This window comes from Streptomyces sp. NPDC050549, from assembly GCF_040655035.1.
Taxonomy (GTDB): Bacteria; Actinomycetota; Actinomycetes; order Streptomycetales; family Streptomycetaceae; genus Streptomyces.
The window spans coordinates 70,397-93,693 of record NZ_JBFAJD010000013.1 but is presented as its reverse complement, the minus strand read 5'-3'; the positions used below and the strand labels follow the sequence as shown (position 1 = coordinate 93,693).

Genomic DNA, 23,297 nt, shown 5'->3' with positions numbered 1-23,297 from the left:
ATCCACCCCCCACCCGGAACGGGCTCGTCCGGCATGCCCGGATCGAGCCCGGCCCCGGGACCTCACCCACAGGAGCCGTAGCGTTGAAGGCGCTGGTCAAGGAGAAGGCGGAGCCAGGGCTGCGGCTCGTGGACGTCCCCGAACCCGCCGTCGGACCCGGCGACGTACTGATCAAGGTGCTGCGCACCGGGATCTGCGGTACCGACCTGCACATCCGGGCCTGGGACGGCTGGGCGCGGCAGGCGATCCGCACACCGCTCGTGCTCGGGCACGAGTTCGTCGGCGAGGTCGTCGGGACCGGCCGGGACGTCACCGACATCGCCGTCGGTGAACTGGTCAGCGGTGAGGGCCACCTGGTGTGCGGCAAGTGCCGCAACTGCCTTGCCGGGCGCCGCCACCTGTGCCGGGCCACGGTCGGGCTCGGCGTCGGCCGGGACGGCGCCTTCGCGGAGTACGTCGCGCTGCCCGCCGCCAACGTGTGGGTGCACCGCGTCCCCGTCGACCTCGATGTGGCCGCGATCTTCGACCCGTTCGGCAACGCCGTGCACACCGCGCTGTCCTTCCCGCTGGTCGGCGAGGACGTACTGATCACCGGTGCGGGTCCGATCGGCCTGATGGCGGCGGCGGTCGCCCGGCACGCCGGCGCGCGGAACATCATGGTGACCGATGTCAGCGAGGAACGCCTCGCCCTGGCCCGCAAGATCGGCGTGAGCCTCGCGCTGAACGTGACGGACGCACAGATCGCGGACGGACAGCGGGAGTTGGGTCTGCGCGAGGGCTTCGACATCGGCCTGGAGATGTCCGGCCGCCCCGAGGCGATGCGCGACATGATCGCCAACATGACCCACGGCGGCCGGATCGCCATGCTGGGACTGCCCTCCCAGGAGTTCCCCGTCGACTGGTCCCGCGTCGTCACCTCGATGCTCACCATCAAGGGCATCTACGGCCGTGAGATGTTCGAGACCTGGTACGCGATGTCGGTCCTGTTGGAAGGCGGCCTCGACCTCGCGCCCGTGATCACCGGCCGCTACGGGCACCGCGACTTCGAGGCGGCGTTCGCGGACGCGGCGAGCGGACGCGGCGGCAAGGTCATCCTCGACTGGACCGCGTAACTCCCGTCCGACCGCGTAACTCCCTTTCGGCGAAGGAACTTTAGGAGATTCCCCATGTTCGACTCCGTGCGCGACGACCTCCGCACCACCCTCGACGAGATCCGCGCCGCCGGACTCCACAAGCCCGAGCGCGTGATCGGCTCCCCGCAGTCCGCGACCGTGCAGGTCACATCGGGCGGCCGGCCCGGCGAGGTCCTGAACTTCTGCGCCAACAACTACCTCGGTCTCGCCGACCACCCCGAGGTCGTCGCTGCCGCCCACGCGGCCCTCGACCGCTGGGGCTACGGCATGGCCTCCGTGCGCTTCATCTGCGGAACCCAGGAGGTCCACAAGGAGCTGGAGGCCCGCCTCTCCGCGTTCCTCGGCCAGGAGGACACGATCCTCTACTCCTCCTGCTTCGACGCCAACGGCGGTGTCTTCGAAACCCTGTTGGGCCCGGAGGACGCGGTGATCTCCGACGCCCTCAACCACGCGTCGATCATCGACGGCATCCGCCTCTCCAAGGCCCGCCGCCACCGGTACGCCAACCGTGACATGGCCGACCTGGAACAGCAGTTGAAGGAAGCGGCGGGCGCCCGGCGCAAGCTGATCGTCACCGACGGCGTCTTCTCCATGGACGGCTACGTCGCCCCACTGCGCGAGATCTGCGACCTCGCCGACCGCTACGACGCGATGGTCATGGTCGACGACTCGCACGCCGTCGGCTTCGTCGGCCCCGGCGGTCGTGGCACCCCCGAACTGCACGGCGTCATGGACCGCGTCGACATCATCACCGGCACCCTCGGCAAGGCGCTCGGCGGAGCCTCCGGCGGTTACGTCGCCGCCCGCGCCGAGATCGTCGCGCTGCTCCGCCAGCGCTCACGGCCGTACCTCTTCTCGAACACCCTGGCCCCGGTGATCGCCGCGGCCTCGCTCAAGGTGCTCGACCTGCTGGAGTCGGCGGACGACCTGCGCGTCCAACTCGCCGAGAACACCGCCCTGTTCCGCCGCCGGATGACCGAGGAGGGCTTCGACATCCTCCCCGGCGACCACGCCATCGCACCCGTGATGATCGGTGACGCGGCCGTCGCGGGCCGGATGGCGGAGCTGCTGCTGGAGCGGGGCGTGTACGTGATCGGCTTCTCGTACCCGGTCGTCCCGCAGGACAAGGCCCGTATCCGGGTCCAGCTGTCCGCCGCGCACTCCACGGACGACGTGAACCGGGCCGTGGACGCGTTCGTCGCGGCCCGCGCGGAGCTGGACGCCTGAGCGGAACCGGGGGCCGAGCAAACCGGGGCGGTCACGGCCACGGACATATTGCGATAATCGGTCCCATGATCGAAGCGCGGCGGCTCCACATCCTCCGTGCGGTGGCCGACCACCGCACCGTGACGGCGGCAGCCGCCGCGCTGTACCTCACCCCCTCGGCGGTCTCCCAGCAGCTCGCCGCCCTGGAACAGGAGACCGGCCACCGCCTGGTCGAGCGCGGCGCCAAGGGGGTACGGCTGACCCCGGCCGGCGAGATCCTGCTCGGCCACACCAATGTGGTCCTGGCCCAGCTGGAGCGGGCCGAGGCGGAACTCGCCGCCTACAGCTCGGGCGAGGCCGGCACGGTCACCGTCGCCGCTTTCGCGACCGGTATCGCACTGGTCGTGGCACCGGCAGTCACCCGTCTCGCGAGGCTGGCGCCCGGCATCCGGATCCGCGTCCAGGACGCCGAGGGCGACGCCAGTCTGCCGATGGTGCTGGACCGCCAGGTGGATGTCGCGGTCGCCGTCGAGTACCGCGGCGCCCCGCCCGCCGACGACCCGCGCCTCATCCACGTCCCCCTCTACGCCGAGCCCTTCGACGCGGTCGTTCCGGTCGCCCACCGCGTCGCCGGCGCCGACGAGGTCCCCCTCGCCGACCTGGCCAAGGACCCGTGGATCGGCCCCTACCCCGGCAACCCCTGCCACGAGGTCGTCGTCCTGGCCTGCGAGAACGCCGGATTCCAGCCCCGCCTCGAACACTCCTCGGACGACTTCCGCGCGGTGGTCGCCCTCGCCTCGGCCGACGCGGGCGTGGCCCTCGTCCCCCGCTCGGCCCTGCGCGGCATGGACCTGACGGGAGTCGTCGTCCGGCCCGTCGACGGGGTGGCGCCGACCCGCCGGGTCTTCGCGGCCGTACGGCGCGGCACGGAGGAGCATCCGCTGATCCGCCCGGTGCTGGACGCGCTGGCGGAAGTGGCCCGGACGTAACCTCGCCGTTTCATATCCGGGATACCGTCCCGGATATGAAACATGACGACGAGGTCCCGGACCCCATGGACGCCCGCCTCGGCGCCCGTCTGGCCGAGCTGCGGGCCCAACACGGCTGGTCCCTGGGGGAGTTGGCGGAGCGCAGCGGGATCAGCCGGTCGACGCTGTCCCGCGCCGAACGCGCCGAGACCAGCCCCACCGCCTCCCTCCTCAACCGCCTGTGCGGCGTCTACGGCCGCACCATGTCCCAACTCCTCAGCGAGGTGGAGGCCGAGCCCACTCCACTGCTGCGCGCCGCCGACCAATCCCTGTGGGAGGACCGCACCTCCGGTTTCGTACGACGCTCCGTGTCACCCCCGCACACCGGCCTGCGCGGCGAACTCGTCGAGGGACGGCTCACGGCGGGCGCCGACATCGCCTACGACCGGCCGCCCGTCCCCGGCCTCGAACAGCACATCTGGGTGCTGGAAGGCGCCCTGGACGTGACGGCCGGGCACACCGACCACCATCTCGGCACCGGTGACTGCCTACGGCTGCGGGTGTGGGGCCCGACACGGTTCCGGTGCCCGGGTCCGGACGGGGTCCGCTACGTTCTGGCGGTGGTGCTGCCGTGAGGACGAGGACCGAGCGCCTGGACGCTCCCCAACTGCTCGCTTTGGCCGAGGAGTTGGCGGACCTGCTGACCGACACCGTGCACGACGGAGCGTCGATCGGATTCCTCGCGCCGCTCGACCGGGCGGCGGCCGTCGCCTGGTGGCGGGAGCGTGCCGACGGGGTGGGCGCCGGGCGGCTCGCCGTGTGGGCGGCGCGGGACGGCGAACGGGTCGTCGGCACCGTGGGCCTGGCCTTCGCCGACAAGCCCAACAGCCGCCACCGCGCCGAACTGGTCAAGCTGATGGTGCACCGGGACGCCCGGGGCCGGGGCCTGGGCCGCGAACTCCTGACCGTCGCGGAGGACGCGGCGGTGGCCGCCGGCATCACACTCCTCCACCTGGACACCGAGACGGACAGCGCCGCCGAGCACCTCTACGACTCGGCCGGCTGGACCCGGGCCGGCGTGATCCCCGACTACGCGGCGAGCCCGGGCGGGGTGCTGCGGCCGACGGCGCTCTACTACAAGCGGGTCGGGACGGGGGCACACACTCCGACCAGGTGATTGTCAGTGCCGGCCGCTATCTTGCGTGTCATGCCGGATGCCGAAGACGTACGCCGTATCGCCCTCTCCCTCCCGGACACGACGGAGAAGATCGCCTGGAGCATGCCCACGTTCCGGGTCGCCGGGAAGATGTTCGTCACGCTGCCCGAGGAGGAGACCTCCATCGCCGTGCGCTGCCCGAAGGTGGAGCGCGACGAACTGGTCCTGGCCGAGCCGGAGAAGTTCTGGGTCGCCGATCACGAGGCGGGCTTCGCCTGGGTCAGGGCCCGGCTCGCCGCCGTGGAGAGCGAGGAGGAACTGCGCGACATCCTCGCCGACTCCTGGCGCCAGGCGGCCCCGCCCCGACTCCTGGAGTCCTACCCGGAGTTGGGCCTGCCGTCCGGCACCTGAGCTTCCTGGGCGCGGAGCCGGTCGGCGGGTCTCAGCCCCGCGTACCGGCGTGGCCGCCCCCGAAGAAACCGCCGATGCGTCCGCGCAGTGACCGGGCGTCGAGCCCGTGGGCGGACAGGTGTTCCTCGACCGTGCCGTAGCGCCGCAGTTCGGGGCGGGCCACGCCCAGGCCCAGTACCCGGTGGGGCACGTCGGCGAGCGCGTCGTTCGCGGCGGCCGTCGAGGTGCCCGCGAGATATGGCTCGACGAGTACGACGTCGGTCCCCGCAGTCCGCGTGGCCCGGCGCAGCGCGGTCGCGTCGAAGGGCCGTACGGTCGTGGCGTACAGGACGGTGACGTCGAGACCCTCCGTCGCGTCGAGTACGGCGTCGAGCATCGGCCCGACCGCGACGACCACGCCGGAGCGGCCCTCACGGACCGGGAGGAAGCGCCCGCCGTCGACCGGGAGACCGTCGGTGTTCGACTGGACGGACAGTCGTACGTACACCTTGTCGTCGCCCGCTGCGACCGCATGCCGCAGCAGGGTCTCGGCCTCGTCCGGGTGGCCCGGCACATGCACGGTCCAGCCGTCGAGCGTGTCGAGGAGTGCCACATCGCCCGGAGCCATGTGCGTCAGCCCGCCGGCCGGCCAGTCGAACGAGGCCGCCGCGCTCACCAGCACCGCTCCGACGCCCTGGTGCCCGAGATCCAGCTTGACCTGCTCGAAGGGCCGCTCGACGAGGAAGCTGGCGAAGGTGTGCAGGACGGGACGCATCCCGGTCAGCGCGAGTCCCGCACCCGCCCCGACGAGCAGCTGCTCGCGGATACCGACGTTGATCACCCGGTCCGGGTGGCGGAGTTGTGCCTCGGCGAGACCGGCCGCGCCGATCTCGGCGAGGACGACCGCGACGCGTGGATCCTCGTCGAGAAGCCGGGAGACGACCGGGACGAAACGGTCACGCATGGTGTCCATGGAGAGAGAGCCCTTCTAACTGGAACCGCTGCAGAGCGGATGGCCGACGGGATTGCTGAACCGATGGCCGAACGGACGGACGATCAGGCGGACTTGGGCTCCACCCGGGCCACGACCGCATGCGGTCGGCCGGGATGCGGCGCGGTGAAGGCGGCGTACAGCGCGTCATGATCGCGGCCGTCGGCCGTCACGGTGGACCAGCCCGCGGCCTCGAACCGGGCGGCGATGCCGCCGGGCCGGGCGTGAGTGGCGGAGGAGTTGTCGACGACGACGGTGTGCAGCCGGTCCAGTCCGGCGGGCCCGGCGAAGGCGATGGCCTCGTGGTTGCTGCCCTCGTCCAGTTCGGCGTCCCCGACCAGCACCCAGACCCGGGGCTCGGCGCGTCCCTGGGCGCGCAGTCCCAGCGCCGTCCCGACGGCGATCGGCAGCCCGTGCCCGAGCGACCCGCTGCCGATCTCGGCGCCCGGCACCAGCACCCGGTCGGGGTGGTGCCCGAGCGGGGAGTCGTACGAGCCGAAACCCGGGAGCCATTCCACCGGGACGAATCCCTTGGCGGCGAGCACGGCATAGTACGCCATCGGCCCGTGCCCCTTCGAGAGCAGGAACCGGTCCCGTTCCGGGTCGCCCATCCGCTCCGGGCCGACCCGCAGCACCCGGTCGTAGAGCACCCACAGCACGTCCAGCGTCGAGGTCGCCGCCGGACCGTGCTTCTCGTCGCCGGTCATCAGACCCATGAGCCGGGGCAGGTCGTCGTGCGTGTACGGGCGGCTGTGTTCCGCGGTGATGGTCATGCGGACGATCGTGCAACCTCAACCAAACTTCAGGTCAAGCGCCGCGGGCGAGCCGGTCGGAAGCCGGCCCCGGATAAAGGCGTGCGCGATCACCGACGGGAGTGCGGTATTGTTTCCATGCGCGTTCGACCAGGGGAAACCCCAGGTCAGATGGGCAACGGGACGTGGCGCAGCTTGGTAGCGCACTTGACTGGGGGTCAAGGGGTCGCAGGTTCAAATCCTGTCGTCCCGACCGTGTTCACCAGCGGGTCTGCCGGAAACGGCAGGCCCGCTGGATGCGTTCGTGGGACACGTGATGGCGGCGTGATGGCAACCCGCGTCGGCCTCGGCGGCTGGCCTCAGGCTGCGCGATCTTCGGACGCCGGAGCGGTCTGGTGGTGCTTGCGGTCGGCGCGGGCGAGGGCCTTGTCGATGGCGGTGACGGCGTCGCGGGCGGCGTAGGGCAGCAGGTGGCCGTAGAGGTTGACGGTGGTGGACAGCGTCGAGTGGCGCAGGTCGTGGACCCCGATCCGGGGCAGACCGAGCTCCTCGGAGCGCCGACGCAGCTCGGTCAGGATGCCCTGCGGGCGCAGTGGGGAGCCGTCCGGCTGGCAGAACACCAGGCCCTCCAACGGGGTGTCGGTCATGGGGTGTCTAGCCAGTACGTCTGAAGGGGTTGGACTATCCGTTGTGTGCTTCGGGCTCGGTCGCCAGCGTCGGCTGGGTGGCCGCCCACGATGCCAAGAGCGCCAAATTGTCAGCGGTCGGTGTGCCCGCGGGTGCGGTGTAGATGTTGAGGTGCAGGCCGGGGTCGGCGGGCAGTTCCAGGGATTCGACGTCCAAGTCGAGCTGGCCCACGATCGGATGGTGCATACGCTTGCGGCCGGACCGGTGCAGCCGCACGTCCTGAGATGCCCACCGTTGCCGAAACAGCTCACTGCACGTTGACAGTTCGCCGACCAGGGCGATCAGTTCCTCGTCGTGCGGATTGCGGCCGGCTGCCATGCGTAGCTTCGCGGCCGCGTCACCGGCAATTCGATCGTAATCGACAAAGAAATCTCTGGCCGTCGTGGGGTTCAGATAGACGAACCGCGCTATGTTCGCGGGCCGTCGCGGGTCAGCCAGCACCGGTGAATACAGCGCGCGAGCGAGTTGATTCATGGCGAGCACGTCATAACGGCCGTTACCGATCCAGGCCGGCGCATCGGAGATCGCGTCGAGCACCTGCTGCAGCGTCGAGCGCACCGCCACGGCAGGCCTGCGCCGGCGTGGGCCGCCGGGCGCCCTCGATTGGCGCGCGAGGTGGAACAGGTGGTCGCGCTCGGCCTCGTCGAGCTGCAAGGCACAGGCCAACGCCTCAAGCACGCCGTCGGAGGCACCGGCGAGGCTGCCGCGCTCCATGCGCACGTAGTAGTCGACCGATACACCCGCCAGTAGCGCGACCTCCTCGCGGCGCAGACCTTTGACCCGGCGGTTGCCGCCGTGAGCGGGCAGGCCCGCCTGCTCGGGTGCGATGCGGGCGCGACGTGAGCTGAGAAACTCCCGGATCTCGATGCGTAGATCCACCGCGGTTATCTCCTCACCGTAAGCCCGTCCCGCAATCTAGTGGATACCCGATGCGGTCGTTGCGGTACCGCCGTCCACCGGGATGATGGCGCCCGTGAGGTAGGACCCAGCCCGGCTGGCGAGAAACACGGCGGCACCCGCCATGTCGTCGTCGCGGCCGAGCCGGCGCAGAGGGGCCGACGCCGCGATCGTGTCGCCGATGGCATCGAGTGTGGAGTCCATCATCTGCGACGGGAACACTCCCGGTGCTACCGCGTTCACCGTGACGTGCTGCGGGCCCAGCTCCCTGGCAAGTACCCTGGTGAGCTGATGGAGTGCCGCTTTGCTGCTGGCGTACGAGTAGTTGGGCGAAGGGGCGACGTGGATGGCGGCGATGCTGCCGATGTTGATGATCCGTGCGGGATCATCGGCGGTGCCCGCCTTACGAAGCGCCGGGAGCAGTGCCTGCACCAGCCAGAACGGCGACTTGAGGTTGAGGTCGAGCACTGCGTCCCATGCCTCGTCCGGGAACGTCGCCAGCGGCTCGCGCCGCATCGCTCCCGCGTTGTTGACAAGGATGTCCAGGCGTTCCGAGTCGGCCTGGACAAGATCAGCGAGGCGCTGACACTCGTCGTGCCTGGACAGGTCGGCGGGGATTGCTCGCACGTCGCCGAATTCGGACAGTAGACGCTGTGCCTCCGCGCATGTGTCTGCGTTGCGTGAGCTGATGACGACGCGGGCGCCCGCCTGGAGAAGGCCGCGCGCTATCATCATCCCAATGCCTCTGGTGCCGCCAGTGACAAGGGCGTACTTTCCCCTCAGGTCGAAAAGTTCTGTGTGAGTGGTGAACTGGTTCTTCGCCATTGGTCTCCGTCCCTTCTGTCGTAAAAGAATGCGCCGACACGGTCGCGTATTCGGGGCAGCTGAATTGAATGATGATGGTAAAGCTGCACTGCGTTTGCATGGAGTCTTGTCGGCGCTTTCGACTCAATGTTGACAGGCGTTTGGAATGTCGGGGAGACCCTGGTGATACAGGTACTGTCAGACCCCCCTTCCCTGGTGCGCTGAGTCCGGATCACCCCGGCTTGATGCCCGTGGATGGTTCACTCAGAAACGAAGAAGTTCCTTGCGACTTGCGATGATGGGGTTTTTCCAGGACCACATCAGGCGCGATCGACAAGGCACTTCCGAGATGCAAAGTTGCCATGCCGCAGCCGGGGTCTCATCCGCGTTCGACGACCCGAACCTGATCGCGTACGGCGGACTGGAGCCGGTGGTGCGGCTGGCCGAGCGGCGCGGTCTGCCCAAGCCGGCCGGCGAGCACGTCCGGCTGCCCGCCTCGAAGGACGGCACTGGCGCCTTCCCAGCGGCGAAACCGATGTCGCTGGTGGGCGGCATGGCCGCGGGCGCCGACAGCATCGACGACATGGACCGGCTGCGGCACGGCGCGATGGGCCGCCTGTTCTCCGGAGTGCGGGCCCCGTCCACGCCGGGGTCGTTCCTGCGCTCCTTCACTGACGGGCATGTGAAGCAACTGCACGCCGTGGCCCGCCGGTTCCTGCACGAACTGACCCGTCACACCCCGCTGCTGCCCGGAGCGGACCAGGCCGCGTACGTGGACATCGACGACACCATCCGCCGCACCCACGGCTACGCCAAACAGGGCGCCGGACACGGAGACAGCAAGGTCAAGGGCCTGAATGCACTGCTCGACGTTGTCTCCACACCTCTGTCCGCCCCGTGATCGCCGCCACCAGGCTGCGCAAGGGACCCTCGAACCCCGCGCGCGGGGCAGCAGCGTTCGTCGCTGAGGCCATCCGCACCGCACGCGCCTGCGGTGCCAGCGGCCTGCTGGTGCTGCGGGTGTGGACCCCGCGTTCTACGGAGCCGACGTCATCAACGCCTGCCGGGCCCTTGGTGCCCGCTTCTCCCTCACCATGCGGATGAACGCCTCCGTCAAAGCCACCATCGCCCGATCGACGAGGACGCCTGGACACCGATCAAATATCCGCAAGCGGTCCGGGACGAGGAGGGCCAGTGCTGGATCTCCGACGCCGAGATAGCCGAGATCCGCTGCACGCTTTCACTTCCAAGCCGAAGAAACAGCAGGTCACCGCCCGACTGATCGCGCGCCGGGTCAAGCGCCTGAGCGCCGGTACCGTCCCCGCCGGGCAGGCACGCACTTCGATACCTGGCGCTACCACGCCGCGTTCACCGACTCCACGCTCGCCTTGAGGGATGCCGAGCGTGATCACCGCCGGCACGCTGTCGTCGAGCAGGTGATCGCCGATGTCAAGAACAGCGGCTTCGCCCACGCGCCGTTCGGTCATTGCCAGGCCAACCCTTTAAGTCGGTTGGTCCGACAAGCTCTCCGGCGCGCTGATCTCGACGCTCGACACGCGCGGCTACTTCTCCTGCACGACACCCGAGCCGTACGGCGTCTTGGGCATCATCGTCATCTGGAACGGCCCGGTCGTCTCCCTGGGCATGAAGGTCGTCCAGGCGCTGGCCGCGGGGAACTGTGTGGTGGTCAAGCCCTCGGAGTTCACCCCCTTCGCCCCGTACCTGTACGCCCGACTCCTGAGTGAGACAGGCGTACCGGACGGCGTGTCGAGCATTGTCAGCGGTGGTGCGGAGGTGGGAGGGGCTCAGGTGTGCCACCCGAAGGTGGAGAGAAGGTGAGTTTCCATGGCGGCCCTGTCGCGGCCCGTCGGATCATGCACGCCTGCGCGGAGCAACTCGAGCCCGCTGTAATGGAGTTGGGCGGCAAGGCGGGTAACATCGGGTCCCGAAGGCCGGTGACCTGGGGTCAAGGTGGCGCCGCTCATCAGCGCCGCGGCCGTGGAGCGGGTCTGTGGGATGTTCGACCGCGCCCGGCGGGACAAGGCCGGGCGGATCACCCTCGGCGGCAGCCGGGCCGGGGGCGACCTCGCCGACAAGAACCTCGTCGAGCCCACGATCATCGTCGACGTGGACCCGGAGCACGAGATCGCGCAGACGGAGGTGTTCGGCCCCGTACTGCTGGTGTTCAGGTTCTCGAACGAGGACGAGGCGGTCGCCCTTGCCAACAGCACGCCGTACGGTCTCGGCGCCAACATCCAGTCCACCAGCCTCACCGGCGTCCATCGTGTCGCCGAGCGGCTGAAGGCCGGTGGTGTCTACGTCAACGGTGCCCGGCAGAACCTCCCGTACACACCCTTCGACGGTCTCGGCCTCAGCGGTTACGGCAAGGAGGGCGGCCGGGCCGGTACGACCAGTGATCGACCAGGTCGCTGTCGCACCGCTGACGGAGAACTGGCCTCCCGGTTCTCACAGGTGGTGACTGCCGAAGTCCCGCACGGCCCGCAGCGAGGCAAGCCGGATGAGGGCCGAAGTGACCAAGCTGCACGGTGTTGTCTCGGACGGGACGCCCGGCCGTCGTCGGCAGGGAAACTGGAACTGAGACGCGACGGGTCGTCCAGCTCGACAAGGACCACGTATCGCCTGCCTGGACTGTGCGGCTGGTCGGTAACACCACGCGCCCGTTGGTACCGGTGAGGGTCTTTGAGTGTGCCGGTGTCGTGCGACACCGGCGTGGCCGAGTCGGACATCGAAGGCCAGGGGTGTCGTGTGGATCGTCTGCGGGGCCGAGACGATCCACACGGCACCCCTGGATGCAGGTGGGTCAGCCGACGTTGACCGAGTAGGAGCTGCTGCTCAGCTTGCCCTTCCCTCGGAAGACCTCGGTGCCGGCCTCGACACTGGTCAGATACGCATTGCTGGCCAGCAGTCTGCGCTGGACCAGGGCGTCGGCCATGCCGGTGATGTCGGTGGTGGCCGAGTTGGTGTTGGCGATGCGGACGTAGGAGTAGACGTTCCAGCTGCTGGTGACGCGGCCCGCCTGGTCCTTGTTGACGATCTTCCCGACGTACAGGTCCCAGGCCGTGCCGCCAATGGTGACCCGCTCCCGCTTGGTGCCCAACGGGCCTGCTCCGCCTTGGTGGTTGAGCCAGATCATCATTTCGTCGTGGGGCTGGTCCTTCCAGTCCGGGTTGGACTTCTGGTGGAACCAGACGTCGTAGGAGACGTTCATGACGGACGGGGTGTTCTGGGTGATGCCGAAGGCCCAGTTGGAGGTGATCTTGCGGCGGCTGTTGAGCTGGACGGGCAGTTTGGTGGTGGTGTCCTTCCAGCCCCAGTGCCAGCCGAGCACGATGCTGCCGTACGCCTTGACGCCGGTCGGGTTGCCGCCCGACCAGTCGAAGGATGTCTCCCAGTTGACCTTGCCGCCCCGGTAGGAGTTGAGCCAGGTGCACTGCTTGCCGGTGGCGCCGCTGGCGCCCCAGACGTTGTTGTTGAGGTAGTACGGGGACGCCTTGATGGTGTTGAAGGCGGTGCAGTTGTCGGCGGCCTGGGCGGCGGACGGGGTGAGCAGGAGCGGGGCGGCGACGGCGGCGGCGACCGACGCGGTGAGGGCCTTGAGAGTTCTGGCGGTGGACATCGTCGGTGCTCCTACTTGTAGGTGATGTCGGAGGTTTTGTAGATGCAGTTCCGGCCGTCGGGGCCTGCCCCGACCTTCGCGGGTTCGCCCGAGGTGACCCCGCGGAACTTCTGGCAGACGACGATCTTGCGCGCCGGGTCGCCCTGGATGGTGACGCGGGTCAGGCGGGCGGTGTCGCCGTAGGGCGTGGAGTTGATGCCGACGATGTCGAGGCCGGGGGACTTCACGGTGACGTTGTCGAGGACGACATGGCGCTGGTACTGGGTCTTGCAGTTGCCGCAGGAGCGGTAGAGCTTGCCGAAGTTCTCGACCTTGAAGTTCCTGATGACGAACGTGCCGGGGCCGTTCTGCTGGAACACCTTGTCGGCCGCCTTGCGGGCGCCGCCGCCGTCGATCGTCATGGTCTGGTTCGCGGCGGTGCCCTTGAAGGTGGCCGCGTCCTCGCCGACGTCCTCCCACCACACGTTCTTCAGCGTGCAGGTGCCCCGGCAGTGGATGCCGTCGGCGGCGGGGGAGCCGATGATCACGTTCGAGACGGTGGCCTTGTCGGCGAGTTCCAGGATCGGCGGCTGGTTCTCGGCCTGGTCCCCGCCGCCGAGCGCGCCGGCGCCGACGAAGCGGGTGAAGTCGAAGTCCCGGTTGCCGGTGACCTTGATCGTGGCGCGCACCGGCTGGACACGTTTCGCGGCGGGCCAGTCGGCGGCGGGCCGCGCGGAGTCGGCGCCGGCGGCGGTGGGGAGGGAAGGGACGAGGGCCACGGCCGCGAGGGCGGCGAGCGGCAGCAGTGTCCGTTTTCGGCTGTGCATAGTCGGATCGTTGGCAGAGATCCCACCCCGGCGCGCGCGGTGTCGGCCGAACGCACGACCCTGCCCCTCGAACGGGCGTCCCGTTTCTGCTCTGGGACGGATGGCGAGACCTGGCCGGACACCTGGAACACGACGGCCCCCGACGTCCTATGGCTGTCCTCCGGCCCCTGGCCCGAGGCCGCGGCCTACGCCGGCCCCTCATGGCCGACGGCCCGCTCCCGTCCTACGGAATGGGGCGCGCTGGCGGCGAGAAGCTCAAGGACCTGCTGACCCTCGGGGCGGTGCTGGTGCGGTTGGAGGAGCGGGAACGGGAGATCACTGCGCAATCCGACGCGACGCGGGAGCAGATCGCGCAGCCGACCGCACGGCTGGACGAGCTCGGCCGGGCCGCCGAGGAGGTCCGGATCACCCGTAAGACGCTGCTGGAGCTGTCCGATCCGCAGCCGCCCGCGGCGCCGGCCCCGGAACTGCCGGACCATCCGGTCTACCAGCAGATCCTGGCGGTGTTCGCCGCGGCCGACGGGCCGCTATGGGCGCGGCAGGTGTGGGAGGCGATGGACCTGGAGATCGCGCCCAACGACATCAACAACACCCGCCTGAAACTCAAGCGGCTCGCCGAGCGCGGAATCCTGGTCGAGACCGAGCAAGGCTTGTTCACCCAACCGTGGCCGTAGCCGCCCGCCGACGCCGCAGTCAGCGCGCTTTCCCCTCCCCGCTGACCGGCCGGCTCGTCGACCGCTACGGCCGTATGCCGACAGCCGCAGCCTCCGGCCCCACCCTCCTCGTCACCGGAATCACCGCCGCCGCGGCGCCTGCCGCGGCTCGGCTGGAACCTGGGCCTCGTCTCCGGCACCCGCGATGATTTCTATGGGGTTCAGAGTTCGGCGACGACGCGTCGTAGTGTGCCCGGCGCGATGCGCAGCATGGCGGGCATGACTTTCGTCTGACCGGGGAAGGCCATGTTCCGCCCCCGCCGAAGAGCTTTCATCGTGACCGCCGCCACCTGTGCGGGAGTCAGTTTCTTCCCCGTGGCTTCGGCGTTCATGGGCGTGTCCGTAGACGGCGGGAGGACCTCAAGGACATGGGTGTGACCCTGCGGGGCGAGTTGACGGCGCAATCCGTCCGCAAAGCCGTGCAGGCCGGCCTTCACCGCGCCGTGGGTAGGCGCGCGAGTGGGCGAGACCAGAGCGAACCCCGAGGTGATGAATACGATCGCGTCGGGCGACGGCCATCGCTCGAGCACTTCACCCGTCAAGTGGATGGGGGCGGTGAGGTTCAACGCCACCTCGTCATCGAGCGTCGCGTTGGGGTTCTTGCCGGCGGCATAGTCTCGTTCCTCGAACGTACCGGCGTTGTTGACCAACACGTCCAGACGTCCGAAGCGATCAGCGACTGCCTGCAACAACGCCGCCCGATCAGCTGCGTTCGTGACATCGGCCCGCACGGCCAGCGCCTGCGGGTGTGCCTGCGCGAATCGGTCAAGCGCAGCCTGCGAACGCCCGCAGACGACGACGGACGCCCCGAGCTCCACGAAGGATTGCGCGAGGCTCAAGCCGATGCCTGAGGTTCCGCCCGTGATGAGTACGGTCTGTGACATGATGTCGCCTCTCCGTATAGCGTACCGATTGGTACGAAACACGCTAGCACATCCGTACCGATCGGTATCGAATGGGTAGGATGAAGAAATGAAGACACCGGTCCCTCCTGGCAGGCCTCGCGCGTTCGACATCGACGAGGCACTCGATCGTGCAGTCCTGGTGTTCTGGTCAAAGGGTTTCGAGGGCGCCAGCCTCGACGACCTCACCGAAGCGATGGGTATCAGCCGCCCCAGCCTGTACAGGGCGTTCGGCAGCAAAGAAGACCTCTTCTATAAGGCGCTGGAGCGGTACACAGAGGGCTTGACCTCCTACTTCGCTCAAGCTCTGGCAGAGCCCACCAGTCGAGCAGTGGCTACTGCTGTGCTCCACGGGACGGTCGAGGCGGCAACCATGCCGGGATTGCCCACGGGCTGTCTTGGCGTGCTGGGCGCGTTGGCTACCGGGGATGAGAGCCGCCAAGTCCGAGACGCGCTCATTGCATGGCGCGAGGACGGGATAGCCCACTTGACGCGCCGGTTTCAACAGGCGGTGGACGCCGGTGACCTTCCGCCTTCCACGGATCCTCATCTGCTTGCGCTCTACCTGAGAACAGTGGCCAATGGGATTGCCGTCCAGGCCGCGAGTGGTAGTTCCCGCCCTGAGCTGCTGCAAGTCGCGAACCTCGCGTTGGGCAGCTGGCCAAAGCCGTAGTCAGCTGGTTGGCCCGGGATCTGCGCACGTACTTCGAATTCTGTGGTTCGCGCGGGGCAGGCGTTTACTGGTGCGACGCGTCCATGGATGACCGGGCGGCGTACGAGTGGTGGCGTCGTCGCGACGAGCGTGGACCTCGTCTGTGAGGCACGAGCTGGGACCGGGAGGTGTCCACGGTCAACGGGCCACGGAACCTGTACGAGGAGGCCATCCGCCGGCCGGCCCTCGAAAACGACGCTCTGCGCAGCGGCGGCACCGTTCTTCCACTGCCTACCGCAGTACGCCCGCGCCGTCCTGAATCCGACACCGCTCCCGGAGGCGTCCGGCGTGCGAAGGGACGCTGGGCGTGGCGCGCGGCCAACTACCGATGATCAACTGTTCGTCAAGCCATGCGTGCCGGCGGCATCCCGGCTCCCGCCCTTGTCGCGTCGGTGCCCCAGCTGGCCAGCAGTCGTAGTGCCTCCGCGGACGGGGAACCGGGTTCGGCGTGGTACGTCGCCAGCGTCTGTTCGTGGTCATCGGCCAGGTGGAACGATTCGAGGCGCAGATCGAGTTCGCCGGCGAGCGGGTGGTGCAGGCGCAGGGTGCCGTGGCACTTGTCCTTGACGTCGTGGGCGGCCCACAGCCGTCGGAACTCCTCGCTCCTCACGGAGAGTTCGCCCACCAGCGCGGACAGCCGGGGGTCGTTGGGATGGGAGCCGGCGTCCAGGCGCAGCTGAGCGACGACGTCGTTCGCTTTCTGCTCCCAGTCCACGAACAGGTCGCTGTACTCGGGCCGCAGGAACACCAGCCGCGCCCAGTTCCGCTCGTGCTCGGGCAGCTCGGCCCAGTCGCCGAAGACCGCCGCGGTCATCCGGTTCCAGGCGAGGATGTCGCCCCGCCGCCCCACAAGGATCGCTGGGCCGCCTTCCATGGTGTCCAGCAGCGTCCGCAGGGAGCCCCGCACCCGCTGGGTGCGGCCGGCCGGCTTCTTCTTCTGTTTCGGCTTCGCCAGGTGCGTGAGGTGGGCGCGCTCGGCCTCGCTCAGCCTGAGCGCGCGGGCGATGGCGTCGAGGACCTCCGCCGACACGTGCTGCCCGTTGCCCTGCTCCAGCCGCGTGTAGTACCCCACCGACACCCCGGCCAGCTGCGCCAGTTCCTCGCGGCGCAGCCCCGGCACCCGCCGGTACCGCCCGAAGTCCGGCAGCCCCACGTCCTCCGGCTTCAGCCGGGCCCGCCGGGTGCGCAGGAACTCACTGAGCTCGGCACGCGGGTCCAGCGCGCCGTCGGCCGGCTCGTGCACCGGTTCGGGGTATTCGTCCATGCCTTCGAGTATCCACGGTCGGACGCACACCAGCCTGCACCAGCCAGTGGTAGTCACAGCGGATGTACACAAAGCCGTGACCTGGGTGAATACCGGATCGTCCAGCACGCTGGAGCCCGTGCCCGGCTGGCAGGCAGCCGGGGCGTGGCTTGCATCAGGAACGGAGCACCCCCCATGACCGCAACACAGGGCACCGAGTCGAGGACGCACCAGAGCGAAACGGCCGCGGAGGCGGTCGGCCGCCTTCGTGCGACCTTCAACACCGGCGTCACCCGCGGACTGGACTGGCGCGTCAGCCAGCTGCAGCGGCTGCGGGCACTGCTGGTCGAAAACGAGCAGGAGCTGATCGAAGCGCTCTGGGCGGATCTGAGGAAGAACCCCGCCGAGGCGAAGACGCAGGAGATCGACTTCACCGTCGCCGACATCGACGAGACGCTGGCGAATCTGGAGAGCTGGCTTCAGCCTCGCCCGGTGGAGGTTCCCGCCCACTTCGGTCCCACGACCACGGCCTACACCAAGTACGACCCGCTCGGGGTGGTCCTGGTGATCGCTCCGTGGAATTTCCCGCTGCACCTTCTCATCGACCCCATCATCGGCGCCCTGGCCGCCGGGAACACCGTGGTGGCCAAGCCGAGCGAGATCTCGGTGCACACCTCGGCGGTCGCTTCACGCCTGCTGCGAGAGTACTTCGACCCTGACGTGCTCACCGTGGTCGAGGGGGGCGCCGAGGAGACCACGGCCCTCCTGGCACAGCGCTTCGACCACATCTTCTACACGGGCAATGGCGCGGTCGGCCGGATCGTCATGGCCGCGGCAGCCAAGAACCTCACCCCCGTCACGCTTGAACTCGGGGGCAAGTCGCCGGTCTTCGTGGCGCCCGACGCCGATGTGGAGGAGACCGCGAAGCGGCTGGTGGGCGCCAAGTTCGGCAACGCCGGTCAGCAGTGCATAGCCCCCGACTATGTTCTGGCCGATCCTGCGACCGCTGCCGCAATGGTTCCCGCCCTGCGTGCGGCGGTCGACGCCCAGTTCGGCACCAGCCCGCAGACCGCGGCCGACTTCGGCCGGATCATCAACGAGCGGCACTTCGACCGGCTCACCGCTCTGCTGGACTCCGGCCGGGCGGCGGTGGGAGGCCGGCACGACCGTGACGACCTGTTCATCGCACCGACCGTGCTCACCGATGTCGACCCCGCATCGCCGGTCATGCAGGAGGAGATCTTCGGTCCGATCCTCGCCGTCGTCGAAGTCGAAGACCTCGATGCCGCCATCGCCTTCATCAACGAACGCGACAAGCCCCTGGCGCTCTACGCCTTCACCGAGTCCGAGGCCACCAAGTCGCGCCTGGTGAACGAGACGTCCTCCGGCGGCGTCGCCTGGGGCCAGCCGGTGATGCAACTGCTCATGACCGGCCTGCCGTTCGGTGGCGTCGGCGAAAGCGGCATGGGCCGGTACCACGGCCGGTATTCCCTTGAGACGTTCAGCCACCTCAAGGCTGTCGCGGACGTCCCGCTCAGCTAGCCCCGCGCTTTCGTGAAGCAGGCTGTCCGATGGGCGATCGGGCGGCGGAAGTGCCTCAGGCCGAGAATGAGGATCGCTGTTCCCGCCACCGCCGCAAGCGCGTTCCAGGTGAAGCCGTGTATCGGTCCTCTGCGCGGGGGCGCGTCAAGGGAGTCGGTTGCGGCGCGCGCTGCAGACACCGATCCGTACCGACTCCGGCGGCGGCACCCATGACTTCGTCAGTTGGCCGGCCGCTGATCGTGCGCAGGGAGCGAACGCCCTTACTCCGGAGGGAAGTTGTGCTTGAAACGGCGTCGACACCGACGCCGACGGCATGCGGCTCTCGCCGCGTTCGCCGCCAACCCCGTGCCTGCCCGAGGAGCGCATCCGCGCCACCGCCGGGGCAGCGTGGACCCTCTACGTCGCAGACATTCATCCTGTTTCCATCCGTATCGCAGAAAGAAACCCATGACATGACTGTCAACACTTCAGAATTTTCGCCCGTTCCTTCGCTTTTCTCCCCCGTCTCGCTCGGGGAGATCGAGCTCGCCAACCGCATCGTCATGGCACCGATGACCCGGGTCCGGGCCGGTTCCTCCGGCATCCCCGGGGATCTGCTGGTCGAGTACTACCAGCAGCGGGCGAGCGTCGGGCTGATCATCGCCGAGGGCACCTACCCCGACCACGCGTCGCAGGGGTATGTCGGTGAGCCGGGCATCGCCACCGACGAGCAGGCGGCCGGCTGGCAGCGGGTGTTCGAGGCGGTGCACGCCGAGGGCGGCCGCATCGTCCTGCAGATCATGCACGCCGGCCGCGGCACCCACCCCGACATCAACGGCGGCCGCCGCATCCTCGCCCCCAGCGCGATCGCCATCGACAACAAGACGTTCACCGAGAAGGGCGAGCAGCCCTACCCCGTACCGGAAGCGATGACCACCGCAGAGGCCCGGGCAGCCCTGGAGGACTTCGTCGCCGCGGCCCGCCGGGCCATCGAGGCGGGAGCGGACGGCGTGGAAATCCACGGCGCCAACGGCTACCTGCTCCACCAGTTCCTCTCCCCGGCGGCCAACCAGCGCACCGATGAATACGGCGGCTCGCCGAACAACCGCGCCCGCTTCGTCGTCGAGGTCGTCACGGCCGTCGCCCAGGCCGTCGGTGCCGAGCGGGTCGGGCTGCGGATCTCGCCGGAGACCGACCTCGGGGACGTCTTCGAGACCGACCGGGACGACGTCCTGGCCACCTACGGCACCCTGATCGACCAACTGCGCCCGCTGGGCCTGGCCTACCTCTCCGTACTGCACACCGAGCCGGGCGGCGACCTGGTACAGGAGCTGCGGAAGCGCTTCGACGGCAAGCTGATCGTCAACAACGGCCCCTTCGGGGGGCGGACCACCCGCGAGGACGCGCTCCAGCAGATCGAGGCCGGCCACGCCGACGCCGTGGTCGTGGGCCGGGCCCTCATCGCCAACCCCGACCTCGTCGAGCGCTGGCAGGGTGGCTACCCGGAGAACGAGCCGCGGCCGGAACTGTTCTACGGGCCGGGCGCCGAGGGCTACACCGACTACCCCTTCCTCGAAGCGGCTTGAGGCCCACGGGCACGCCTGTCCATGCGGCAGCCCCACTCACCCATGGACAGGCGCCCGACCGGCGGCACTGTGCCCGCCCCTGTGGACCCGCGGTCACACCGGCGATCACGCCCAACAAGATGAACAACACCTGCCTGAAACCCAAGCGGCTGACCGAGCGCGGCATCCTGGTCGAGACCGAGCAGGGACTGTTCGCCCAGCCGCGGCCATGGCCGCCCGGCGGCCCTCCGAGCAGCCTGCCTACCCCAGCCGACAGGGCAATGCGGACATTAGGGCACGTACCGCACTCTCGGACGGGACTGGCCGCAGTTGAGTAGCCCAGAACGGTGGCGGCATGGGGAACCTCGCCGATATGTCGGACCTCTTGCCCGATTGACTGTGCAGGACGACGTTTCCCGCGAGCGAGGGGAAGGCCCGGCGGCGGGGGGGAAGGTGTTACCGCCGACCTTCTGCGTGGCGGATCCGGCAGGACTCGAACATTCGGCCGGGCGCTGCCAAAGCACCTGCTCCGCCTGCTGGTCTTGGCGGGCGTCGAGCTTGCTCTCCGTCGGGGAGTACGACAGGGCGGCTCACGGTATGGGCAGTTCGCCGCCAGCCCCGTCAGCCGCACTCAGGAGGGACCGCGCGCACCTGCCCCGTGGGTTCAAGTCGCCACCGTGGTCGTCGAGTTGGTGGCAGGGCCTGGTTGACCTCGCGGCGGTGGTCCCATCCTCACAGACTCCTATACTCGGCCGAGTACGTTGAACACCGACCTCGAAGAACGACCCGTCGCAGGCCGCTCAGTGACTCCGTAACTGGGGGTCAAGGGGTCGCAGGTTCAGATCCTGTCGTCCCGACTCGATGGAGTCGCTGGTGAGGGGCGGTTTCGGAGGAATCCGGAACCGTCCCTTGATCATTCCTGGGGACAAGTTGGGGACCAGTCTGTCTTGACCGGTGTCAGCGGGTGAGGACAGTCGTTGCAGGCAAGGGTGCGCGGGGCGCGCAGCACGCTGAGGTGTGCGGAGAGTGCCGTACCCGCAGCTGTGATCTTGTGGATGTCCGGGTGCAGGTAGCGTCGAGCGGTGGTCAGTGATCCGTGGTCGGCGATCCTGTGCAGTACGGGGATGGGGACTCCGGCGTCCGCGAGCCGGGTCAGTCCGGTGTGGCGGAGATCGTGGCGGCGCAGGTGCTCGTAGCCGAGGCGGGTGACCACCTCGTCCCAGCGCCTCACACACCGCCCGCACTCGCAACGGGGCATCGGTCGCGGCGAAGACCGCCATGACCTGCTGGTAGGCGGGATGGTCGGGTAATTGCGCGGCCGGCGACGCGGGTGGTGGTGGATCGGACAACTTCAACAGCGTCTTGCGGGTGGTCCGGATCTCCTCGGCGGCGGTGTCGAATCCGTCCAGCAGCGGCTGTGCGCACTCGCTCGCAGGGGCGAGGGCTATTTGGGCTTCTTTCCTTTGCCCTTGGCTCCGCCCGTCTGGCCGGTGCCGGAGGAGCCGGTGTTGCCCGCCGTGCCGTTGCCGGCGTCTGCGGCCTGGCTGGGTCTGCCCGTGCCGACCGACTTGCTCGGTGCGGACGTCGCCTGCGCCAGTTGCTCGGAGCAGTACGCGGCGACCTTGTCACTCCCGCCGGCGGCCGCGACGAGCTGCTGCCAGGCCGTAGCTTCGAGCGCCTTGCCGCGGTTCTTGACCTGCTCGTAGGCGCGGCAGTGGGCTTCGGTGTCCTGGGCGGGGGACGAACCGTCCGCCGGCCGGCCGGCGCCGGCCGGCGCCGACGAGGTCGCACTGCCCGGCCGGTCCGGGGCGACCGACGGGTGCTCGGCCGCCCGGCCGGTACCGGCACCGTCCGTGGACGAGCCGGCGGAACCGATGGCCGCGACCGCGACGCCACCCAGGGCCAGGCTGGCGAACACCACGCCGAACGTCGTTTTCACGGGTCGCCCGGCGCGCCGCTTCGCGGGCAGTCGCCAGTCGTCCCGGCGCCGGGTCCGCGCCCGGCGCGTGCCAGGTTTGCGGGTGGTCCGGAAGGCGACCAGGGCGCGCTGCTCGGCCTCGGGGTCGAGATCTCTGTCACGGATGACGGCGTCCAGCGTCGCTTCCAGTCCGGCGGTGTCCCGCTCGTCCCACGAGCCGGGCGCGGCGCCACCGGGGTGCACGCGTTGGCGGCCCGGAACTCCGTCGCCGCTCAGCCGTTCACCCATGTCCGCTTCCGTTCTTGTCCGACAGGTTCGATTCGTTCGGCATATCCGTCTGGTGCCTGCACATCGGCCCACTGTGGCCGCCGATGTTCATTTCTGCTGCTGTCGTTGTTCGTTTCGACTCCACCAGCGTTCGGGAAGCCTCATCCGTCACACCCGTGTCCTCTTCGCTGCCGACGCCCAGCTGGCGTGCGAGGCGTTTCAGTCCGCGATGGGCGGAAGTGCGCACCGCTCCTGGGCGCTTGCCGAGGACGCGGCCGGCGGCGGGACCGTCCAGGCCGACGACGACGCGCAGGAGCACGGCCTCGGCCTGGTCCCGCGGCAGCCCGCGGACCAGGTCCAGGGCCCGCTCGGTGGAGAGGGACTCCAGGGCCTGGTCGTAGGTGCTGTGCGGGCCGGGCAGGTCCAGTACGTCCTGTTCGGTCCCGCCCGCCCGGGGCCGCACGCGCTGGCGCCGCAGATGATCCAGCGCACGGTGCCTGGCGATGGTCGCGGTCCAGCCACGGAACCCGGCCCCGTCTCCCTTGAAACGTTCGAGGTCACGGGCAATTTCCAGCCAGGCGTCCGACGCCACGTCCTCCGCGTCGTCGCCGACAAGCCCGTGCAGGTAGCCGAGCAGACTGGGCTGCACGATCCGGTACAGGATCGTGAAGGCGGATTCGTCGCCCTCCTGGGCTCGCTCGACTGCCGCGCCCAATTCCCCGTCGTACGTCTGTACGCGCCGGGGTCGCCGTAGCTGGCCCAAAACTGTCCTCGTTCGCACCGTTCACAGTGGGTCCGTGCCGTCCGCCGTGCTCCGGTCGCATCGACGGCCCCATGTTGACCAGCGTCCGTGCTCACAGAAGTGTCACAACGCATCAGCCTCCTCCACGGCGTCGCCGGCGCTCCGCCACGCAGCCGCCACCGGCACGAAGGCCGGCTCGGCACCTCCCCGGCGCCCCGTGAATCCGGTGTGCGGACGGCGGTGTGCGACCGGCGTCGCCGCCGCCCGGTGACGTTTCGCATCGGCCG

Annotated in this window: 24 protein-coding genes, 1 tRNA gene and 1 pseudogene; 14 read left to right on the top strand and 12 right to left on the bottom strand. The window is 69.2% G+C overall.

The window, feature by feature from the left end; all coding sequences use genetic code 11:
• Positions 1-83 precede the first annotated feature (83 nt).
• The 6 genes from tdh to AB0I51_RS20660 all read left to right on the top strand — a co-directional run bounded on the left by tdh (position 84) and on the right by AB0I51_RS20660 (position 4,874).
• Positions 84-1,112, top strand: coding sequence for an L-threonine 3-dehydrogenase (gene tdh / locus AB0I51_RS20685; RefSeq protein WP_362977095.1), 1,029 nt, complete (start codon positions 84-86; stop codon positions 1,110-1,112).
• 54 nt (positions 1,113-1,166) lie between these two features.
• Positions 1,167-2,360 (top strand): glycine C-acetyltransferase, encoded by a 1,194-nt coding sequence (locus AB0I51_RS20680; RefSeq protein WP_362977093.1) that lies wholly within the window; start codon positions 1,167-1,169, stop codon positions 2,358-2,360.
• 65 nt (positions 2,361-2,425) lie between these two features.
• On the top strand, positions 2,426-3,328 hold the full coding sequence (locus AB0I51_RS20675) for a LysR family transcriptional regulator (protein ID WP_362977091.1): 903 nt from the start codon (positions 2,426-2,428) through the stop codon (positions 3,326-3,328).
• A 35-nt stretch (positions 3,329-3,363) separates the two neighbouring features.
• Positions 3,364-3,942, top strand: a complete 579-nt coding sequence (locus tag AB0I51_RS20670; protein ID WP_362977089.1) for an XRE family transcriptional regulator — start codon at positions 3,364-3,366, stop codon at positions 3,940-3,942.
• A complete protein-coding gene (locus AB0I51_RS20665; RefSeq protein WP_362977087.1) occupies positions 3,939-4,484 on the top strand; it encodes a GNAT family N-acetyltransferase in 546 nt (181 codons plus the stop codon). Before AB0I51_RS20670 ends, AB0I51_RS20665 begins: the two co-directional genes overlap by 4 nt.
• 30 nt (positions 4,485-4,514) lie before the next feature.
• The gene (locus AB0I51_RS20660; protein ID WP_362977085.1) at positions 4,515-4,874 is read left to right on the top strand and encodes an MmcQ/YjbR family DNA-binding protein; all 360 of its coding nucleotides are present in this window, start codon (positions 4,515-4,517) and stop codon (positions 4,872-4,874) included.
• Positions 4,875-4,905: 31 nt separating this feature from the next.
• Here the strand turns inward: AB0I51_RS20660 and AB0I51_RS20655 are convergent, their stop codons facing one another.
• Entirely contained in the window at positions 4,906-5,826 is a 921-nt protein-coding gene (locus AB0I51_RS20655; RefSeq protein ID WP_362977083.1) for a transketolase C-terminal domain-containing protein, read from the bottom strand.
• 83 nt (positions 5,827-5,909) lie between these two features.
• Complete coding sequence (locus tag AB0I51_RS20650; protein WP_362977081.1) at positions 5,910-6,617, bottom strand: transketolase; 708 nt, start codon at positions 6,615-6,617, stop codon at positions 5,910-5,912.
• A 158-nt stretch (positions 6,618-6,775) separates the two neighbouring features.
• On the opposite strand from AB0I51_RS20650, the gene AB0I51_RS20645 reads away from it, so the two are divergent.
• Positions 6,776-6,849: transfer RNA gene (locus AB0I51_RS20645), tRNA-Pro, on the top strand.
• A gap of 106 nt (positions 6,850-6,955) precedes the next feature.
• Here AB0I51_RS20645 and AB0I51_RS20640 read toward each other — a convergent pair.
• Genes AB0I51_RS20640 through AB0I51_RS20630 form a run of 3 tightly spaced genes read right to left on the bottom strand, consistent with a single transcriptional unit; the run spans position 6,956 to position 9,005 of the window.
• On the bottom strand, positions 6,956-7,243 hold the full coding sequence (locus AB0I51_RS20640; protein WP_362977079.1) for a hypothetical protein: 288 nt from the start codon (positions 7,241-7,243) through the stop codon (positions 6,956-6,958).
• A 34-nt stretch (positions 7,244-7,277) separates the two neighbouring features.
• The gene (locus AB0I51_RS20635) at positions 7,278-8,162 is read right to left on the bottom strand and encodes a helix-turn-helix transcriptional regulator (protein WP_362977077.1); all 885 of its coding nucleotides are present in this window, start codon (positions 8,160-8,162) and stop codon (positions 7,278-7,280) included.
• 36 nt (positions 8,163-8,198) lie between these two features.
• Positions 8,199-9,005, bottom strand: coding sequence for an SDR family oxidoreductase (locus AB0I51_RS20630; RefSeq protein WP_362977075.1), 807 nt, complete (start codon positions 9,003-9,005; stop codon positions 8,199-8,201).
• 328 nt (positions 9,006-9,333) lie between these two features.
• Here AB0I51_RS20630 and AB0I51_RS20625 point away from each other — a divergent pair, with 328 nt between their 5' ends.
• The 3 genes from AB0I51_RS20625 to AB0I51_RS20615 all read left to right on the top strand — a co-directional run bounded on the left by AB0I51_RS20625 (position 9,334) and on the right by AB0I51_RS20615 (position 11,678).
• Entirely contained in the window at positions 9,334-9,885 is a 552-nt protein-coding gene (locus AB0I51_RS20625) for a hypothetical protein (protein ID WP_362977073.1), read from the top strand.
• 635 nt (positions 9,886-10,520) lie between these two features.
• Positions 10,521-10,823, top strand: a complete 303-nt coding sequence (locus tag AB0I51_RS20620; RefSeq protein ID WP_362977302.1) for an aldehyde dehydrogenase family protein — start codon at positions 10,521-10,523, stop codon at positions 10,821-10,823.
• A gap of 132 nt (positions 10,824-10,955) precedes the next feature.
• Complete coding sequence (locus AB0I51_RS20615; RefSeq protein ID WP_362977071.1) at positions 10,956-11,678, top strand: aldehyde dehydrogenase family protein; 723 nt, start codon at positions 10,956-10,958, stop codon at positions 11,676-11,678.
• Positions 11,679-11,805: 127 nt separating this feature from the next.
• On the opposite strand, the gene AB0I51_RS20610 is transcribed toward AB0I51_RS20615, so the two are convergent.
• Together AB0I51_RS20610 and AB0I51_RS20605 are read right to left on the bottom strand one after the other, a co-directional pair.
• Positions 11,806-12,621: an endo-1,4-beta-glucanase gene (locus AB0I51_RS20610; protein ID WP_362977069.1), complete on the bottom strand. Its 816-nt coding sequence runs from the start codon at positions 12,619-12,621 to the stop codon at positions 11,806-11,808.
• A gap of 11 nt (positions 12,622-12,632) precedes the next feature.
• Complete coding sequence (locus AB0I51_RS20605) at positions 12,633-13,427, bottom strand: pectate lyase (protein ID WP_362977067.1); 795 nt, start codon at positions 13,425-13,427, stop codon at positions 12,633-12,635.
• A 200-nt stretch (positions 13,428-13,627) separates the two neighbouring features.
• Between AB0I51_RS20605 and AB0I51_RS20600 the strand changes: the two genes are divergently transcribed.
• Entirely contained in the window at positions 13,628-14,101 is a 474-nt protein-coding gene (locus AB0I51_RS20600; protein ID WP_362977065.1) for a hypothetical protein, read from the top strand.
• A gap of 200 nt (positions 14,102-14,301) precedes the next feature.
• Here the strand turns inward: AB0I51_RS20600 and AB0I51_RS20595 are convergent, their stop codons facing one another.
• Complete coding sequence (locus AB0I51_RS20595; protein WP_362977063.1) at positions 14,302-15,024, bottom strand: SDR family NAD(P)-dependent oxidoreductase; 723 nt, start codon at positions 15,022-15,024, stop codon at positions 14,302-14,304.
• Between the two features lie 88 nt (positions 15,025-15,112).
• Between AB0I51_RS20595 and AB0I51_RS20590 the strand changes: the two genes are divergently transcribed.
• Positions 15,113-15,715, top strand: a complete 603-nt coding sequence (locus AB0I51_RS20590) for a TetR/AcrR family transcriptional regulator (protein WP_362977061.1) — start codon at positions 15,113-15,115, stop codon at positions 15,713-15,715.
• Positions 15,716-16,097: 382 nt separating this feature from the next.
• On the opposite strand, the gene AB0I51_RS20585 is transcribed toward AB0I51_RS20590, so the two are convergent.
• The gene (locus AB0I51_RS20585; protein WP_362977059.1) at positions 16,098-17,018 is read right to left on the bottom strand and encodes a helix-turn-helix transcriptional regulator; all 921 of its coding nucleotides are present in this window, start codon (positions 17,016-17,018) and stop codon (positions 16,098-16,100) included.
• 174 nt (positions 17,019-17,192) lie between these two features.
• On the opposite strand from AB0I51_RS20585, the gene AB0I51_RS20580 reads away from it, so the two are divergent.
• Entirely contained in the window at positions 17,193-18,539 is a 1,347-nt protein-coding gene (locus AB0I51_RS20580; protein ID WP_362977057.1) for an aldehyde dehydrogenase family protein, read from the top strand.
• A 452-nt stretch (positions 18,540-18,991) separates the two neighbouring features.
• The gene (locus AB0I51_RS20575; RefSeq protein WP_362977055.1) at positions 18,992-20,104 is read left to right on the top strand and encodes an alkene reductase; all 1,113 of its coding nucleotides are present in this window, start codon (positions 18,992-18,994) and stop codon (positions 20,102-20,104) included.
• Between the two features lie 892 nt (positions 20,105-20,996).
• On the opposite strand, the pseudogene AB0I51_RS20570 reads toward AB0I51_RS20575, so the two are convergent.
• The 3 genes and pseudogenes from AB0I51_RS20570 to AB0I51_RS20560 form a co-directional block, all read right to left on the bottom strand.
• A pseudogene (locus tag AB0I51_RS20570) lies at positions 20,997-21,305 on the bottom strand (tyrosine-type recombinase/integrase); the annotation flags it as partial.
• A 222-nt stretch (positions 21,306-21,527) separates the two neighbouring features.
• Positions 21,528-22,289 carry a hypothetical protein gene (locus AB0I51_RS20565; RefSeq protein ID WP_362977053.1) on the bottom strand — a complete coding sequence of 254 codons (762 nt, stop codon included), beginning with the start codon at positions 22,287-22,289 and terminating at the stop codon, positions 21,528-21,530.
• Entirely contained in the window at positions 22,282-23,031 is a 750-nt protein-coding gene (locus tag AB0I51_RS20560; RefSeq protein ID WP_362977051.1) for an RNA polymerase sigma factor, read from the bottom strand. Before AB0I51_RS20560 ends, AB0I51_RS20565 begins: the two co-directional genes overlap by 8 nt.
• Positions 23,032-23,297: the final 266 nt, after the last annotated feature.